Source organism: Saccharospirillum sp. ABV4_185 (assembly GCF_056159245.1).
Map to the genome: position 1 here is coordinate 130,784 of NZ_JBSWUW010000001.1, position 16,946 is coordinate 147,729.

Here is a 16,946-nt window from a genome sequence, read left to right on the forward strand (position 1 = left end):
CCCGTCAATGGCTTGTCTGGCTCAAGTTGCGCTTTTCACGCGCCAGTTGATGGTTTGGCCGGCCTGGAACGGGACGATCGTCTCGCCATCGGCCAGGTCGATCTGCGCTGGCAGTTGCCAGGGTTCGCGCACCAGGGTGACGGTGCCTTGGTTGAGCGGCAGGCCGTAGAAGTTGGGGCCGTGTTCGCTGGCGAAGGCTTCCAGTTTGTCGAGCGCGCCGAGTTCTTCGAACACCTGGGCGTAGAGTTCCAGCGCCGACCAGGCGGAATAGCAGCCGGCGCAGCCGCAGGCGGTTTCTTTTTTGTGGCGTTCGTGTGGGGCGGAATCGGTGCCCAGGAAGAATTTGGGTGAGCCGCTGGCGACGGCGGCGCGCAGCGCTTCCTGATGAGTGCGGCGCTTGAGCACCGGTAAACAATAGTTGTGCGGACGGATGCCACCAACCAGTAAGTCGTTGCGGTTGAGCATCAGGTGCTGCGGCGTGAGCGTGGCGGCGACGCGGTCGGGCGCGGCCAGTACGAAGTCGGCGGCGTCTTTGGTGGTGATGTGTTCGAAGACGACTTTTAAGCCCGGGTGACGCTCGACGATGCCCGCCAGATGACGGTCGATAAATACCTGTTCGCGGTCGAAGATATCAACATCGCCATCGGTGACTTCGCCGTGAATCAGCAATAACAATCCCGCTTCGGCCAGAGCGTCGAACACCGGGTCGAGGCTTTCCAGCGCGCTGATGCCTGCCGTGGAGTTAGTGGTCGCACCGGCCGGATAGAGCTTGGCAGCAACCACACCGGCGGCTTTGGCGGCCTGGATATCGGCAGCCGTGGTGCGGTCGGTTAAATAGAGCGTCATCAGTGGCTCGAAACTGCTGCCGGCCGGCCGTGATGCCAGAATGCGTTCGCGGTAGGCGCTGGCCATGTCGGCGCTGGTGACCGGCGGCGTCAGGTTGGGCATGACAATGGCGCGGGCAAAGCAGCGCGCGGTGGCGGGCACGGTTTCGGCCAGCATGGAATCGTCACGAAAGTGCAGGTGCCAATCGTCCGGGGTACGCAGGGTCAGTTGAGTCATCGACAGGGCCTAAATAGTGGTAACAGCAGTGAAAATAAGCGCGCCGGATTTTACCAGATTTCAACGCCTGGCGCTGTCATTGGGCGGTCATGGAACGGAGTTAGTCTGCGCTCGTCGTTAAAGCACTCGGCAACCGATCGTAGCGATCGGAGAACCTCGGAACCTTGGCCGGCCTCTGCCGGCTTTTTTTATGTCCGCTCTGCCCCTAAAATACGCGGCCCTTTTTCCAGGCCCGACGACCCGCATGGACGTTCGCGATTTCGATTTCAATTTGCCCGACGAGCTGATCGCTCGCCAACCCGCCGCCGAGCGCACCGGCAGCCGCCTGCTGTGCCTTGATGGCACTACCGGTGCCATAACGCATCGCCAGTTCCCGGACTTGCTCGACCAGCTCGAACCTGGCGATCTGCTGGTGTTCAACAACACCCGGGTGATACCGGCGCGGCTGTTTGGCCAGAAAGCCAGCGGCGGCAAGATCGAAGTGTTGATCGAGCGCATGACCGGTGAGCAAACGGCGCTGGCGCATGTGCGTTCGTCGCGCTCGCCCAAAGCAGGCGCTCGTTTGGAGCTGGAAGGCGGCATCGAACTGGAAGTGACTGGCCGTGACGACAACCTCTTTAAACTGCGCTGCCTGAACGAGACGCCGCTGGTTGAACTGTTGGAACAACACGGTCATATGCCGCTGCCGCCCTATATCGACCGCGCTGATGAGGCGAGCGACCGCGATCGTTACCAGACCGTCTACGCCGAACGCCGTGGCGCTGTGGCGGCACCGACCGCCGGCCTGCATTTCGATGAAGCGCTATTAAAGAAGCTCGCCGACAAGGGCGTGAACACGGCTTTCGTCACGCTGCACGTCGGCGCCGGTACCTTTCAGCCGGTGAAAGCGGACAAGGTTGAAGACCACCATATGCATTCGGAGTGGATTGAAGTTTCCGAAGCCGTGGTCGAGGCGGTGCGTGAAACCCGCGCGCGTGGTGGCCGGGTTATTGCCGTCGGCACCACCTCGGTACGGTCGCTGGAATCGGCCGCTGCCTCCGGTGAGCTACAACCTTTTACCGGCGACACCAACATCTTTATCTATCCGGGCTATCGTTTCGCGGTGGTGGATGCGCTGGTCACCAACTTTCATTTGCCGCAGTCGACGTTGATCATGTTGATCAGCGCCTTTGCCGGCCGCGATGCGGTGATGGCCGCCTATGAAGCCGCCATCGCAGAACGCTACCGCTTTTTCAGTTACGGCGATGCCATGTTTGTCAGCCGCCAATCCGAGGACACCGCATGACCCGCCAATGTTTTATGGACTTTGAACTCAAAACCACCGATGGCGCTGCCCGTCGTGGCACCCTGAATTTCCCGCGCGGTAAAGTCGAGACACCGGCCTTTATGCCGGTCGGCACCTACGGCACGGTGAAAGGCATGACGCCGCAGCAGATTGAAGAGATCGGTGCGCACATCATTCTCGGCAACACCTTTCATCTGATGTTGCGCCCAGGCACTCAGGTGATTGAAGAGCACGGCGACCTGCACGATTTCGCCGGCTGGAATAAACCGATTCTCACCGACTCCGGCGGTTTTCAGGTGTTCTCGCTGGGCAAGATGCGCAAGATCACCGAGCAAGGTGTGACCTTCCGCTCGCCGGTCGATGGCGCCAAGGTCGAGCTGACGCCGGAGCGTTCCATGGAAGTGCAGCGCGCTTTGGGTTCCGACATCGTGATGATTTTCGATGAGTGCACACCGCACCCGGCGACGCACGAAGTCGCTAAAAAATCGATGGAATTGAGCCTGCGTTGGGCGAAACGTTCCAAGACCGCCCACGGCGACAGCCCGTCAGCCTTGTTCGGCATCATTCAGGGCGGCATGTATGAAGACCTGCGCGATGTCAGCCTGAACGGCCTCACCGACATCGGCTTCGACGGCTACGCCATCGGCGGCCTCAGCGTGGGTGAACCCAAAGAAGACATGATGCGCATGCTCGACCACGTCACCCCGCAGATGCCGACCGATAAGCCGCGCTACCTGATGGGCGTCGGCACGCCGGAAGATTTGGTTGAAGGCGTGCGCCGTGGTGTCGATATGTTCGACTGTGTGATGCCGACGCGTAACGGTCGCAACGGTCACTTTTTCACCACCGACGGCGTGGTGCGCATCCGCAACGCCCGCCACCGTCACGACACCGCGCCGCTCGATGCGCAGTGCGATTGCTATACCTGCCAGAACTTCAGCCGCGCCTATTTACACCATTTGGACAAATGCGGCGAAATGCTCGGCGCCCAACTCGGCACGCTGCACAATCTGCGCTATTACCAGCGCTTAATGGCTGGTTTGCGCGGTGCCATTGAAGCGGGTAAATTGTCGGCCTTTGTGGACGACTTCTACGCGGCTCGTGGCCTGGAAACACCGCCGCTGACGCTGTGATCGACCAACAACCGAACACCCAGCCTTGAGGCTTGGCCAAACGGCCCCATCAAATGGGGCTGCTATGCCTATTTAACTGCCTCTGGCTTATTACAAATTCAATCAACCTCTGGCATTTCGGAGTTACACAATGAAAAAACTGCTCGCCGCCGCTGCCCTGGCTCTGTCCCCGGCGCTGGCCCTGGCTGCTCCTGCCGCTCCGGCACAACCGACCTGGCAATTGCCGATCATGCTCGGCCTGTTCGTGCTGATCTTCTGGTTCATGGTTTGGCGTCCGCAAAGCAAGCGCGCCAAAGAACACAAAGCGCTGATCGCTGCGCTGAGCAAAGGCGATGAAGTGACCACCGCTGCTGGCATCGCTGGCAAGGTCACCAAAGTCAGCGACGACTACGTCAGCGTTGAAGTCGCCGAGAAAGTTGAACTGACTTTCCAAAAACAGGCCATCGTCGCCACCCTGCCCAAGGGCACGCTGAAGGCCCTCTAATCGGCCGCAGCCAACGCCGCTTCTTCGGAAGCGGCGTTTTCAATTAAGCCGGTAGCTCGCTGGCTCTCTGGCCTGCTCAATCGCTCAGGAAACCCTCATGCTGAACAAGTATCCGCTGTGGAAATACGCCATCGTCGTCGTTGTGCTGGCGTTGGGCATCCTCTACAGCTTACCGAACCTCTTTCCCGCCGACCCGGCTGTCCAGGTGCGTGGCGCCGACGCCGGCATGGTTATGAACCAGACCAGTCTGAACCGCATTACCAACTTGCTCGACGAAGCCGGCATCGACCACTTTGGCGAGGAAGTCGTCGGTCAATCAGCACTGGTGCGACTGAATTCCAATGACGACCAGCTGGACGCCAAAGCCGCCATTCAACGCGGCCTGGGTAGCGACTACATCGTTGCCCTGAACCTGGCACCGACCACGCCCGACTGGTTGACCGCCCTTGGCGCGCAACCCATGGCTTTAGGTCTCGATCTGTCCGGCGGTGTGCACTTCCTGCTGGAAGTCGATATGGACCGCTTTATCGATACTCAGTTGAACAGCTACTCGGCCAATATCCGGCGCAGCTTCCGCGAAGAAAATATCCGTTATCGTGGCGTCGATGTGCTCGACAACGATTCCATTCAGATTCTGCTGGCCGACAGCGATTTCCGCGACCAGGCCGAAGACTGGCTGCGTGACAACCTGCCCGATTTCCAATACGAGAACATCGAAGCGCGTGGCCTGCCCGGCCTGTCGCTGACGCTGACCGACGCCCGCATCAATGAATTGCAGGACTACGCCGTCAGCCAGAACCGCACCACCCTGAACAACCGTGTTAACGAACTGGGCGTGGCCGAACCGCTGGTTCAACGTCAGGGTGAGAACCGCATCGTGGTGGAACTGCCAGGCGTGCAAGACACCGCTCAGGCGAAGAACATTCTGGGCAAGGCTGCCAACCTGGAATTTCGTCTGGAAGCCACCAGTGGTGGTGAAGTCTTCCCGATGCGTTCCAGCCAGGGCGGCCGTGGTACGGCGTCTCTGGAACGCGACGTCATCGTCACTGGCGACAACGTCACCGATGCACGTACCTCTTACGACCAGAACGGTCTGCCGCAGGTTCAGGTCAGCCTGGACGGCGAAGGCGGCTCGCGCATGGGTCAGGTGACGCGTTCCAATATCGGCCGTCCGATGGGCGTTTTGTTCATCGAACAGAAGTCAGTACTGCAGCGTTACGAACAGCAAAATGGCGAAGCGGTACCGATTTACGACAGCGTCGAAGAGAAAGAGATTATTTCGCTGGCAACCATTCGCGGCGCCTTCTCCAACTCGTTCGTGATCACCGGTCTGGACAGCCCGCAGGAAGCCTCCGAACTGGCGCTGCTGCTGCGCGCAGGTGCGCTGGCGGCACCGATGAGCTTTGTCGAAGAACGCACCATCGGCCCTAGCCTGGGCGCGGAAAACATCCGCCAGGGCACCAACTCAGCGCTGATCGGTTTCGCCCTGGTGGTGCTGTTTATGGTTGCCTGGTACAAGGTTTTCGGCATCTTCGCCAGCGTCGCGCTGAGCGCCAACCTGGTATTGATTGTCGCGGTAATGTCGCTGATGGGCGCTACGCTGACCTTGCCCGGTATTGCCGGTATCGTGCTGACCATCGGTATGGCGGTGGACGCCAACGTGCTGATTTTCAGCCGCATTCGTGAAGAGCTTGCTCAGGGACGATCACCACAAGCAGCCATCGACGCCGGTTACGGCCGTGCTTTCGTAACCATTCTCGATGCTAACATCACCACCTTGATCGTCGCGGTGATTCTGTTTGCCATTGGCACCGGTCCGGTCAAAGGCTTCGCGGTGACGCTGTCGGTGGGCATCATCACCTCCATGTTCACGGCCATCATGCTGACGCGTGCGCTGGCAAACCTGACCTTTGGTGGTCGGGCCCTGAAAAAGCTGCCGATCTGAGGACGCCAACATGAGTGAACCCAAAGTCTTTAACTTTATGGGTCGTCGCCATTGGGCGACGGCTTTTTCCATCACCCTGCTGATCATTGCCGTGGTGTCGTTGGCGGTGCGTGGCCTGAACTACGGCCTCGATTTTACCGGTGGTGCCCAGATTGAAGTCGGCTACGAGCAGCCTGCTGATGTCGAGCAGGTACGCAGCGTCTTGACCGAAGCCGGTTATCGCGATGTCGTCGTGCAGTATTTCGGCAACAACACCGACGTACTGATCCGCATGCAGGAAGACAACAACCCCAACCTGGGTAACGAGGTATTGGCGTTGTTGTCGCAAGAACGCGCTGACGTTGAGCTACGTCGTAACGAATACGTCGGCCCGCAGGTGGGTGAAGAGCTGCGTGAGAAAGGCGGCATCGGCATGATCGTCGCGCTCGGCCTGGTGATGGTCTACATCGCGCTGCGCTTCCAGTTTAAGTTTGCCGTTGGCGCGGTGGTGGCCTTGATTCACGACGTCACTATCGTGCTGGGGTTTTTCTCCGTCACGCAGTTTGCGTTCGACCTCACTGTACTGGCCGCGATACTGGCGGTGATCGGTTATTCGCTGAACGACACCATCGTGGTATTCGACCGGGTGCGTGAAAGCTTCCGTACCGTACGCCGTGACGACCCAACTTATCTGGTCAACCTTTCGCTAACGCAAACGCTGGACCGTACCATCATCACCTCTCTGACCACCTTGCTGGTATTGGTTGCCCTGGGTCTGTTTGGCGGTGAATTGATTCGCGGTTTTGCCGAAGCCTTGATCGTCGGCATCGTCATCGGCACCTATTCGTCAATCTATGTGGCGTCCAACATTTTGTTGAGCATGCAGCTCACCAAAGAAGACTTGATGCCGCCGGAAAAAGAGAAGATGGACGAGGAAGAAGTGCCGTCCTGGCTGACCGATCCGGACGAAGAAAAGTCCTGATCCGGCAGTGTTAAGCAACACCTTTCGAGCCCCGGCCACTGCGCCGGGGCTCTCGATTTTAGCGGCCCTTTCCGCTAAGGTTCGCCCTTCCTGTTTACAGCCAATCGAGAACTATCAGCATGACGCGCGTCCTGACCGGCATCACCACGACCGGCATTCCTCACCTGGGTAACTACGCCGGCGCCATTCGTCCCGCCATCGCCACCAGCCAAAACCCGGACACCGAATCTTTCTTTTTTCTGGCCGACTATCACGCTTTGATCAAATGTCAGGAACCGGAACGCGTTCAGGAATCGGTACGCGCCATCGCAGCAACCTGGTTGGCTTGTGGTCTGGACCCGGAACGCGTCACCTTCTATCGCCAGACCGACATTCCGGAAATCACCGAGCTGACCTGGGTGCTGACCACGGTCACCGCCAAGGGTCTGATGAACCGCGCCCACGCTTATAAAGCCGCAGTGCAGGACAACCTCGACGACAACAACGCCGACCCGGATCGTGGCATCACCATGGGTCTGTTCAGTTATCCGGTGCTGATGGCCGCCGACATCCTGATGTTCAATGGCGAAAAAATTCCGGTCGGTAAAGACCAGACTCAGCACATCGAAATGGCGCGCGACATCGCCGGTCGTTTTAACCACATCTATGGCGATACCTTTAAATTGCCCGAGGCGGTGATTGAAGAGTCAGGCATGATTCTGCCCGGTCTCGACGGTCGCAAGATGTCGAAGAGTTACAACAACACCATTCCGTTGTTCGAAGGCGAGAAAAAATTCCGCAAATTGATCAATAAGATCAAGACCAACTTACTGGAACCAGGCGAACCCAAAGACCCGGACGACTCGGCCCTGTTCGATATTTATTCGGCCTTTGCCAGCCCCGAGCAGATTGCCGACATGCGTCAGCAATACGCCAACGGCATCGCCTGGGGTGAAATGAAGCAGCAGTTGTTTGAATTCCTCAACGAGGAACTTAAAGACAAGCGCGAACATTATCTGACCTTGATGGACGATCCGGCTCAGCTCGACGCCATCTTAAAACGCGGCGCCGAAAAAGCGCGTGACCTGTCGGTTCCGTTGATGGCCGATGTGCGTCGCAAGGTCGGCATCGGCCCGATCGCCGGCTGAACATGACCACTTCGGCCGGCCTGGCACTGTTGCTCGCCCGGCACTGGCCGGAGCCAAATTCGACCGCTGCCGGGCGACGCACGCTCGACCTGATTGGCGCCTTGGAAAGTGCCGGTTACACAGTCGAGATCGCCAGTCCGGCGGAGGCTTCTCCGTTCCAGGCCGCTACCGGCCACCGCCAACACGCCATCGCTGTAAACGACTCGGGTTTCGATGACTGGATTGCGCAGCTTAAGCCGGCGCTGGTGGTGTACGACCGCTTCGTGATGGAAGAACAGTTCGGCTGGCGCGTGCATCAGCAATGCCCGGGCGCCATGACGCTGCTCGACACCAGCGACTTCCACAGCCTGCGCGAAGCGCGTCAGCAAGCACTCACTTCCGGCCAGCCGCTGAACCTCTTTAACGCCACCGCCGAGCGCGAATTGGCGGCTATGGCGCGCTGCGATCTGACGCTGATGATTTCTCAATTCGAAATCGAACTGCTGAAAACGCAGTTTCAGTTCCCGGCCGAGCAACTGCTGTATCTGCCTTTTCTGGTCGACCAATTGCCCGATCTGGACGCCCTGCCCGGTTTCGATGAACGCCAAAATCTGATGATCATCGGTGGTTTCAAACACGCGCCCAATCGCGATGCCGTCGCCTGGTTCCGCACTGCGGTCTGGCCTTTAGTGCGTCAGCAGTTACCAACCCTGGAATGCCACATCTACGGCGCCTATGCCGATCACGCCATCCAACAGCAACATCAACCCAAGGCTGGCTTTTATCTGAAAGGCCGCGCTGACGATGTGCTGGCAACGCTGAAACAATATCGGCTTAACCTGGCGCCTTTGCGCTTTGGTGCCGGCCAGAAAGGCAAGATTCTCGATGGCTGGTTGAGCGGCACCCCGACTGTCACCACGCCAATCGGCGCCGAAGCCATGGCGCCTTTGGACAACTGGGGCTATACCCTCAGCGACGATCCGCAACAGTTGGCGAACAACATCGTCGAGCTTTATTCGAACGCTGTTGCCTGGCAGCAAACGCAGCGATCCGGTGTGCAAGCGTTGAAAAGCGGCTTTTGGCATCAAGATTATGTTCCAGGCTTTGTTCGTCGCCTGCACAGTGTGGCGCTGGATCTGGCGCAGCATCGCAACCGTCAGATCTGGGGCCGCATCCTGCGGCGCACCGAGCACCGGGCCGAAGAGTTTATGAGCCGTTGGATTGAAGCCAAGAACAGAGGAAGTCATTAAACCGCGCTCATAGCGAAGACTCATCGGTCCGGCAGTGGACAACTGATCGCGCAGCTCCCATCTTGTAGGGGATGCGGACCAACGACGGAGGATTTTCGATGAGCAACAGCTTCAACGCCCTCGACAGCCTGGCAGTAGGTGACAAGACCTACCGCTACTACAACCTGCAGGCACTGGCCGATAACACCGACCTCGACCGCCTGCCCTTCTCACTGAAAATCCTGCTGGAAAACCTGCTGCGCAAAGAAGACGGCAAAAACGTCAGCGCCGAGGATATTAAAGCGGTGTGCAACTGGGACGCCAAAGCCGAACCCAGCCATCAGGTCGGTTTTTCGCCGGCGCGTGTGGTGTTGCAGGATTTCACCGGCGTGCCGGCCGTGGTCGATCTGGCCGCCATGCGCGATGCCATGAGCAAACTTGGTTCCGACCCATCGCGCATTAACCCGCGCTCCCAGGTGGACCTGGTGATCGACCACTCGGTCATGGTCGACTACTACGGCGACATGGAATCGCTGAAGAAAAACACCGACAAAGAATTCGAACGCAACAACGAACGCTATCAATTTCTGCGCTGGGGCCAACAGGCGCTGGACAACTTCCGCGTGGTGCCACCGGGCACCGGCATCGTGCACCAGGTGAACCTGGAATACCTCGCCGAAGTGGTGATGACCGAAGACAAAGACGGCGAAACCTGGGCGCTGCCCGATACGCTGGTCGGTACCGATTCGCACACTACCATGATCAACGGTCTGGGCGTACTGGGCTGGGGAGTCGGTGGCATCGAAGCCGAAGCCGCCATGCTCGGCCAGCCGATCACCATGCTGATTCCCGAAGTGGTCGGCTTTAAATTCAACGGCAAGCTGCCTGAAGGTGCGACAGCCACCGATCTGGTGCTGACCGTTACTCAGATGCTGCGCAAGAAAGGGGTGGTCGGTAAGTTCGTCGAATTCTACGGCGACGGCCTCGACAACCTGCCCTTGGCCGACCGCGCCACCATCGCCAATATGGCGCCGGAATATGGCGCGACCTGCGGCATCTTCCCAATCGACGACGAAACCCTGCGCTATATGGAACTCTCTGGTCGCAGCCAGCAAAACCGCGATCTGGTTAAAGCCTACGCTCAGCAACAAGGCATGTGGCGCGAAACCGGCGCCCGCGAGGCCGACTACAGCGATACGCTGGAACTCGACCTCTCGACTGTTGAGCCCAGCCTGGCGGGCCCAAAACGTCCGCAAGACCGCGTGCCATTGAGCAACGCCAAAGCCGAGTTCCTCAAACTGCTCGAAGAAAACGAAAACACCATCGCTTCCGATCAGGCCGATGGCCGCTTCCTCAGCGAAGGCGGCCAGACGGCGGTCGACAGCGCCAAGCTGCAGGACAAAGGCGCGGTAGAGTACGAAATGGATGGCAGCCGCCATCTGCTCAAACACGGCGCAGTGGTAATCGCCGCCATCACCAGTTGCACCAACACCTCCAACCCGGCGGTGCTGATGGCCGCTGGTCTGGTCGCCAAGAAGGCGCGCGAGAAGGGTTTGATGTCGCAGCCCTGGGTGAAAACCTCGCTGGCGCCGGGCTCGCAAGTGGTTCCGGCCTATCTGGAAAAGGCCGGCGTGCTGGCGCCGCTGCAAGAGCTGGGCTTTAACATCGTCGGCTTTGGCTGCACCACCTGCATCGGTAACTCCGGCCCGCTGGATTCGGCCATTTCCGAGGCAATTCGCTCGGGCAACCTCAAGGTATCGTCGGTACTCTCGGGTAACCGTAACTTCGAAGGCCGCATTCACCAGGATGTGCCGACCAACTATCTGGCCTCGCCACCGCTGGTGGTCGCTTACGCGCTGGCCGGTTCCATGGCCATCGATCTGAACACCGAACCGCTGGGCACAGGCAGCGACGGCAAACCGGTTTATCTGAAAGACATCTGGCCGAGCCAGCATGAGATTGCCGACTGCGTGAACAGTGCCGTCTCGTCCGGTCTGTATCAGGAAAAATACCAGGACGTTTTCGCCGGCACCGAAGCCTGGCGCAACCTGCCGGTGCCGGAAGACGAAATCTATTCCTGGCCGGACTCAACCTACGTCAAGCAGCCGACCTACTTCGAAGGCATGACCATGGAGCCCAAAGCTCCTGCCCCGGTCACCGGCGCACGCTGCCTGGTTAAAGTGGGCGATTCGATCACCACCGACCACATCTCCCCGGCGGGTGCGATCAAACCGGACAGCCCGGCGGGCAAATACCTTCAGGAAAACGGTGTCGAGCCCAAAGACTTCAACAGCTATGGCTCACGCCGCGGCAACCACGAAGTGATGGTGCGCGGCACTTTCGCCAACGTGCGGCTGCGCAACCAGCTGGCGCCGGGCACTGAGGGCGGTTTCACCACCCACTTTCCAAGCGGTGAGCAGACCAGCATCTTCGACGCCTCCATGCAGTACCAGAAAGATGGCGTGCCGCTGGTAGTGCTGGCCGGCAAGGAATACGGCACCGGTTCATCACGTGACTGGGCCGCCAAAGGCACCAATCTGCTGGGCGTGAAAGCGGTGATCGCCGAGAGCTTCGAGCGCATTCACCGCTCTAACCTGGTCGGCTTTGGCGTGTTGCCATTGCAGTTCCAGCCCGGCGACACCCACGAAAGCCTGGACCTGAGCGGTGCGGAAAGCTTCGATATCCAACCGATCGAAGGTGAGCCGGAAACACTGGAGGTCACCGCCACCAGTGACGAAGGCCAACAAACCCGCTTTACCGTTCAGGTGCGTATCGACACCGCTGTGGAGTGGGACTACTACCGCCATGGCGGCATCCTGCACTACGTTTTGCGGGAACTTGCAGCGCAATAAAAGACGCGCCCCGGGATCCTTCCCGGGGCCGTTAACACCCCAGCTTATGCCCATCCAATAGTTTGACATCCTGCCCCAAACTGACGTTACCATTACCCGAAACGACAATTTATTGACGCGACTTGTACTTTAAGGCGATATAAATCACACTTTCCAAGACGACTGAGTCACAAAACTTGGTCGATCAGGTTGGCCCTTGTAGGCTGCATTCTTTTATTTGAGTCGGGTAACCGGGATGTTTATCGACGGTCTTACAGAACACGAAAAGCACCAACTGGCCATTCATCTGCGTGAGCACGACCACACGCCTTTTATGGTCATCAAGCACGCCCATGCTGCGTCTGAATGCGCGAAACGCGGTATGGAAATTCATCCCATTGACGGCAAGTATTTGAAATTGCTGGATGAAACCATAGCCAGTCTCTACGACAAACATCGCCAAGGGTCGGGCCTGCACTACGCCATCGGCCGGTCAAAGCGTCGGGGTCTAGCTTGAGGACGATGCTGTTGCTAAACCAACAGTGATACCGCCACGGCCACCATCACCAGGCCAATCGCCGCATCGAAACAACGCCAGTGCCAGGGCGAACGCAGCCACTGCTGCAAATAGCGCCCCAGACCAGCCAGAGCGCTGAACCAGAACAACGACGCCAGAGCGGCACCCAAGGCATACCAGCCAGGTGCCGGCTGCTGGGTACCTACACTGCCGATCAACACCACCGTATCCAGATAGACATGAGGATTCAGCAGCGAGATCGCCAGTGCCTGACCTGCCAGCGTCCAGGCGCCCGTGGTGCTGACCGCAGGCCCCGCCAACAAACCCGAATTTCCCTGCCAGGCGCGCAACAGTGACTGCGCCGCCAAATAGAGCAACAGCCCCACGCCCAACCAGGTCAACACCGGCACCAGCGCCGGTACCAGACGCTGCACGCTGTCCAGACCAAACACCCCGGTAACAATCAGCACCGCGTCGACACCGGCACAGACCAAAGCCAGTACCAGCCGATGCTCACCGCGCAGGCTGCGGCTCAACACCCAGGCGTTCTGCGCACCAATAGCCACGATCAAACCCAGGGATACCGCAAAGCCCGTCATTAGCGACGACAACATAAAACAACTCTCAGCGAAAGAATGACTGGGCGCAGCCTAAGCGCTGCGACTATCATTAATCCAACGAATAATCTTAATGCTTAATTAGAGTTTCTAATGATCGACTACCGTTTGCTGGAAGCCTTGTCCGCCGTGATTGAAACCGGCGGCTTCGAACGCGCCGCCGAACAGCTGCATCTGACTCAGTCCGCCGTTAGTCAACGCATCCGGCAACTGGAAAACCTGCAAGGTCAGCCCGTGCTGATCCGCACCCAGCCACCGGTGGCCACCGACCTGGGCCGACGGCTGAACAACCACCTGCAACAGGTTCGTCTGCTGGAACACGATCTAACCCAGGCCGACCAGCCGCTGAGCATCCGCCTGACTGCCAATGCCGACTCCATGGCAACCTGGCTGCCGGCAGCACTGGGTATGGCCGAATCCAGCCAGCGGTTCAATTTCGACTTGATCGTTGAGGATCAGGACATTGGTTTGAAGCGGATGCGTGATGGTGAAGTCATGGCCTGCATCTGTGCGCAGAGCCAAAGCGTTAACGGCGGCCGCGTTCAGCCTTTGGGTGTGCTGCGTTACCGCGCCCTGGCCAGTCCCGACTTTATGCAACGCTACGGCTTAAGCGACGACAACGCCCTGAGCCAGGCACCCTGTCTGATCTTCAATCACGACGACCGACTACAGCACCGTTTTCTCGCCGATCAGGGCCTGGCCGGACCGGGCCGGGTGCACCGCTGTCCAACCTCCGAAGGCTTTGTACGCATGGCCCAGGCCGGTCTTGGGTTTGGCATGATGCCGGAACTGCAAGTGACCGATGCTCTTGAGCTGGGTCACCTGGTCGACATCCGCCCCGGCTATCATCTCGATGTGCCGCTGTACTGGCACTACTGGCAGACCGAAAGCGACGCCCTGGGCGAGCTGCGCGGGGCAGTAACACAGTACGCAGGACAAGTCTTGCGACCGATCATCAATTGACAATTATTATTGAAAAGATTCATTTTCAATCATAAAAACTATCGCCACCTTTAAAGCAATTCATTCGCCCTTATCTGATAGGTGTAAGACACTAGGCAGCAATTAAATTGAAGCCTGAATAGGAGGCAAACCATGAGTACCAATGCTATTGGCTTAAGCACCACCAGCGCCGAAAAACTGGCCAAAGGCCTGAATGAGTTGTTGTCTAACTATCAGGTCTTCTACATGAACGCCCGTGGTTATCACTGGAACATAAAGGGCGACAACTTCTTCGAACTGCACGTCAAATTCGAAGAGCTTTATACCGACCTGTTGACCAAAATCGATGAAGTGGCTGAGCGTATTCAGACTCTGGGTCACGAACCGCTGCACAGCTACAGCGACTACATCAAACAGGCATCCATTGAAGAGCACACTAAAATTCGTGACGGTCGCGTTGCCATTGGTCACATCCTGGAATCTTTCCAGTCACTGATCGGCAAACAACGTACCTTGCTCGCCGTCGCTTCCGATGCCGCCGACGAAGGCACCGCTGCATTGATGAGCGACTATATTCGCGAACAGGAAAAAACCGTCTGGATGTATCGCTCTTACATGGGTGAATAACGACGCTTCAGTTCCCCTTTGAAATAACCTTTCACGGCCGATGCACCCGCATCGGCCGCTTGTTTTAGACCACCCCCATCGCTAACATCGCGCTCGACAGAAAGCCGTCGGTGAACGGGAAATCAGTGCAAAGCTGATGCTGCCCCCGCAACGGTAAGAGGTGCGCGACGCAACCAGCCACTGCGATTTATTCGTGGGAAGGCGCCAAGCCCGATAAGCCTGCTTATCACACCTCAAGCCCGGAGACCGGCCGACGAGCTTCAACCTGTTGTTGCGGAGGGCAACAAGGTGGCTACCAGCGTGCATCAATTATGCGCTGCGCTTCTTTGCGCCTTCGTTTATTCAATCATGAATAACGAAAGGAACATTCCATGAAACATTCACTTCTGGCATTAGGATTAATTTCCCTGCCCATTCTAGCTTTGGCTGAAGATAATACGGTGGTGGTGACTGCCAGTCGGTATGAGCAGCCGATTACCAATACATTGGCGGCGGTTACGGTGTTGACTGAGGAAGATATTCAACGCTTTGGTGATAGCAGATTGACTGAAATATTGTCTCGTGTCGTCGGTATTTCCCAAACACCTACAGGCAGTTTAGGTTCTGCTGATTCACTGAAAATCCGAGGTGCCAGCACCAAACAAATGATCGTACTGATCGATGGCGTTCGGGTCGGCAGCGCAACCCTCGGGGGCGTAACACTTTCGGCAATTCCGGTGAATAATATTGAAAGAATCGAAATTGTTAGAGGTCCGGTTTCCAGTCTCTATGGTGCTGATGGCATTGGTGGTGTCATACAAATATTCACTAAAGCACCAACGCAAGAAGAAGAGGATTTATTCGTAGCCGCTGAATACGGCAGCTTTAATCAGCAGCGCTTCAGCACAGGTTTTACCGCCATAGCGGGGAACACCAGCGCTACCGGTGGCTTCAGTTACCTGACAACGGATGGCTTTGACAGCACCACACTCAACAGCAATGGCAATGAAGACAAGGACGGCTTCGAGCAATGGTCAGCCAATATTGGAATTGAGACTGACCTTACTGAAAACCTAAGTTTAGGGTTAGCACACAGCCAATCATTTGGTGTCGTTCAATTCGATGCTAGTGGCTGTAGCAGCAACTGTGATAATCAGTTTGAAAGTGAAACTACCCTGATGACCTCGAGTATCAACCTGAACTACCAAGCGGCCGACAATTGGCAGTTTAAAACTCAGCTAGGAAGACACTGGGATGATCAGTTCAACAAGGGCTACAGTTCTGAAAACACGACGGAACGTTTGTCCTACAGCATTCTGGCTGCAAAAACATTCAATCCCTCACTGAGCGCTAGCTTCGGCACCGATGGGTTATTCGATAGTATTGACAGCTCAAGCGATTATGACGAAACCGAACGAAATAACTTTGGCTTGTTCGGCCATACGCGCTTCAGCACAGGCGATTTTGCAATAGAAACATCAGCCCGAGTCGATGAGAGCAGCGCCTATGGAACCAAGCCTAGCGGTAATATTGCACTGCTAGCGAACGTCGTTAATGACATAGACGCCATCGTCAGTGCCGGTACGGCATTCCGCGCCCCCACCTTTGCCGACTTATACAACACCTTTGCACCCTCACCAGATCTGGATCCGGAACAGTCCAGGACGGTCGAGTTGGCCTTACGAGAAATCACCGATGCGAGCTACTGGCGTATCAGTCTCTACCAAACCAATTACGATGACTTGATTCAACTCGATCCAAGCCAAGATTACAAAGCCATCAACGTTGCCGAAGCGACAGTACAGGGCATAGAGGCGGAATGGTCGCTCACTTTCAATAGTTTCGATATGAACGTTAGTGCCGGCTATATTAATGCTCGAGACGGGGATGATGATCAGTTGGAGAACATTGCCAGCTGGAGCGGAGATGCTTCATTGGCACGCCATTTCGGAGCTGCTCAAGCCAATGCCGATCTTCAACTGGAAGGTGAGCGAAAATCTGGTGGCAAAACCTTTGATGGTTTCGTTTTACTGGGTTTAGGAACTCAGTATAACTTCGGCAGCCAGGGGAAAAGCCGTCTATTCGGTCGCATCGACAATGTGCTGGATACCGACTACGCCCTGAACCACACGACCAGTAGCACCGCTGACGACTTCGACTACAACACCCCAGGCCGAACCTTCAAAGTCGGTATCGAATACCACCTCTGATTAATCACCGATTTTAAT

Annotated in this window: 14 protein-coding genes and 1 riboswitch; of the genes, 12 read left to right on the plus strand and 2 right to left on the minus strand. The window is 57.3% G+C overall.

The annotated features are described in order from the left end of the window. Positions 1-21: 21 nt before the first annotated feature. Positions 22-1,062, minus strand: a complete 1,041-nt coding sequence (gene pyrC, locus ACXAE6_RS00590) for a dihydroorotase (protein WP_475143111.1) — start codon at positions 1,060-1,062, stop codon at positions 22-24. Between the two features lie 244 nt (positions 1,063-1,306). On the opposite strand from pyrC, the gene queA reads away from it, so the two are divergent. From queA to ACXAE6_RS00635, 9 genes are all read left to right on the plus strand, one after another. Continuing rightward, positions 1,307-2,347: a tRNA preQ1(34) S-adenosylmethionine ribosyltransferase-isomerase QueA gene (gene queA / locus ACXAE6_RS00595; protein WP_475143114.1), complete on the plus strand. Its 1,041-nt coding sequence runs from the start codon at positions 1,307-1,309 to the stop codon at positions 2,345-2,347. Between the two features lie 14 nt (positions 2,348-2,361). Further along, positions 2,362-3,480: a tRNA guanosine(34) transglycosylase Tgt gene (gene tgt, locus ACXAE6_RS00600; protein ID WP_475151678.1), complete on the plus strand. Its 1,119-nt coding sequence runs from the start codon at positions 2,362-2,364 to the stop codon at positions 3,478-3,480. Between the two features lie 130 nt (positions 3,481-3,610). After that, complete coding sequence (gene yajC, locus ACXAE6_RS00605; protein WP_392800226.1) at positions 3,611-3,964, plus strand: preprotein translocase subunit YajC; 354 nt, start codon at positions 3,611-3,613, stop codon at positions 3,962-3,964. 97 nt (positions 3,965-4,061) lie between these two features. Then, positions 4,062-5,909 (plus strand): protein translocase subunit SecD, encoded by a 1,848-nt coding sequence (secD, locus tag ACXAE6_RS00610; RefSeq protein WP_475143120.1) that lies wholly within the window; start codon positions 4,062-4,064, stop codon positions 5,907-5,909. Positions 5,910-5,919: 10 nt separating this feature from the next. Then, entirely contained in the window at positions 5,920-6,870 is a 951-nt protein-coding gene (gene secF / locus ACXAE6_RS00615; RefSeq protein ID WP_475143123.1) for a protein translocase subunit SecF, read from the plus strand. 113 nt (positions 6,871-6,983) lie between these two features. Next, complete coding sequence (locus ACXAE6_RS00620; protein WP_475151680.1) at positions 6,984-7,997, plus strand: tryptophan--tRNA ligase; 1,014 nt, start codon at positions 6,984-6,986, stop codon at positions 7,995-7,997. Between the two features lie 2 nt (positions 7,998-7,999). Further along, a complete protein-coding gene (locus ACXAE6_RS00625; protein WP_475143127.1) occupies positions 8,000-9,226 on the plus strand; it encodes a glycosyltransferase in 1,227 nt (408 codons plus the stop codon). A gap of 98 nt (positions 9,227-9,324) precedes the next feature. Further along, positions 9,325-12,057 carry an aconitate hydratase AcnA gene (acnA, locus tag ACXAE6_RS00630; RefSeq protein WP_475143129.1) on the plus strand — a complete coding sequence of 911 codons (2,733 nt, stop codon included), beginning with the start codon at positions 9,325-9,327 and terminating at the stop codon, positions 12,055-12,057. A 235-nt stretch (positions 12,058-12,292) separates the two neighbouring features. Further along, positions 12,293-12,553, plus strand: a complete 261-nt coding sequence (locus ACXAE6_RS00635) for a hypothetical protein (protein WP_475143133.1) — start codon at positions 12,293-12,295, stop codon at positions 12,551-12,553. A gap of 14 nt (positions 12,554-12,567) precedes the next feature. Here the strand turns inward: ACXAE6_RS00635 and ACXAE6_RS00640 are convergent, their stop codons facing one another. After that, positions 12,568-13,167, minus strand: a complete 600-nt coding sequence (locus ACXAE6_RS00640; protein ID WP_475143136.1) for a LysE/ArgO family amino acid transporter — start codon at positions 13,165-13,167, stop codon at positions 12,568-12,570. A gap of 96 nt (positions 13,168-13,263) precedes the next feature. Between ACXAE6_RS00640 and ACXAE6_RS00645 the strand changes: the two genes are divergently transcribed. From ACXAE6_RS00645 to ACXAE6_RS00655, 3 genes are all read left to right on the plus strand, one after another. Beyond that, on the plus strand, positions 13,264-14,133 hold the full coding sequence (locus ACXAE6_RS00645; RefSeq protein WP_475143139.1) for a LysR family transcriptional regulator ArgP: 870 nt from the start codon (positions 13,264-13,266) through the stop codon (positions 14,131-14,133). Positions 14,134-14,265: 132 nt separating this feature from the next. After that, positions 14,266-14,739, plus strand: coding sequence for a Dps family protein (locus ACXAE6_RS00650; protein WP_475143143.1), 474 nt, complete (start codon positions 14,266-14,268; stop codon positions 14,737-14,739). 91 nt (positions 14,740-14,830) lie between these two features. Continuing rightward, positions 14,831-15,008: riboswitch (cobalamin riboswitch) on the plus strand. Positions 15,009-15,110: 102 nt separating this feature from the next. After that, a complete protein-coding gene (locus ACXAE6_RS00655; protein WP_475143146.1) occupies positions 15,111-16,928 on the plus strand; it encodes a TonB-dependent receptor domain-containing protein in 1,818 nt (605 codons plus the stop codon). The last annotated feature ends 18 nt before the right edge of the window (positions 16,929-16,946 follow it).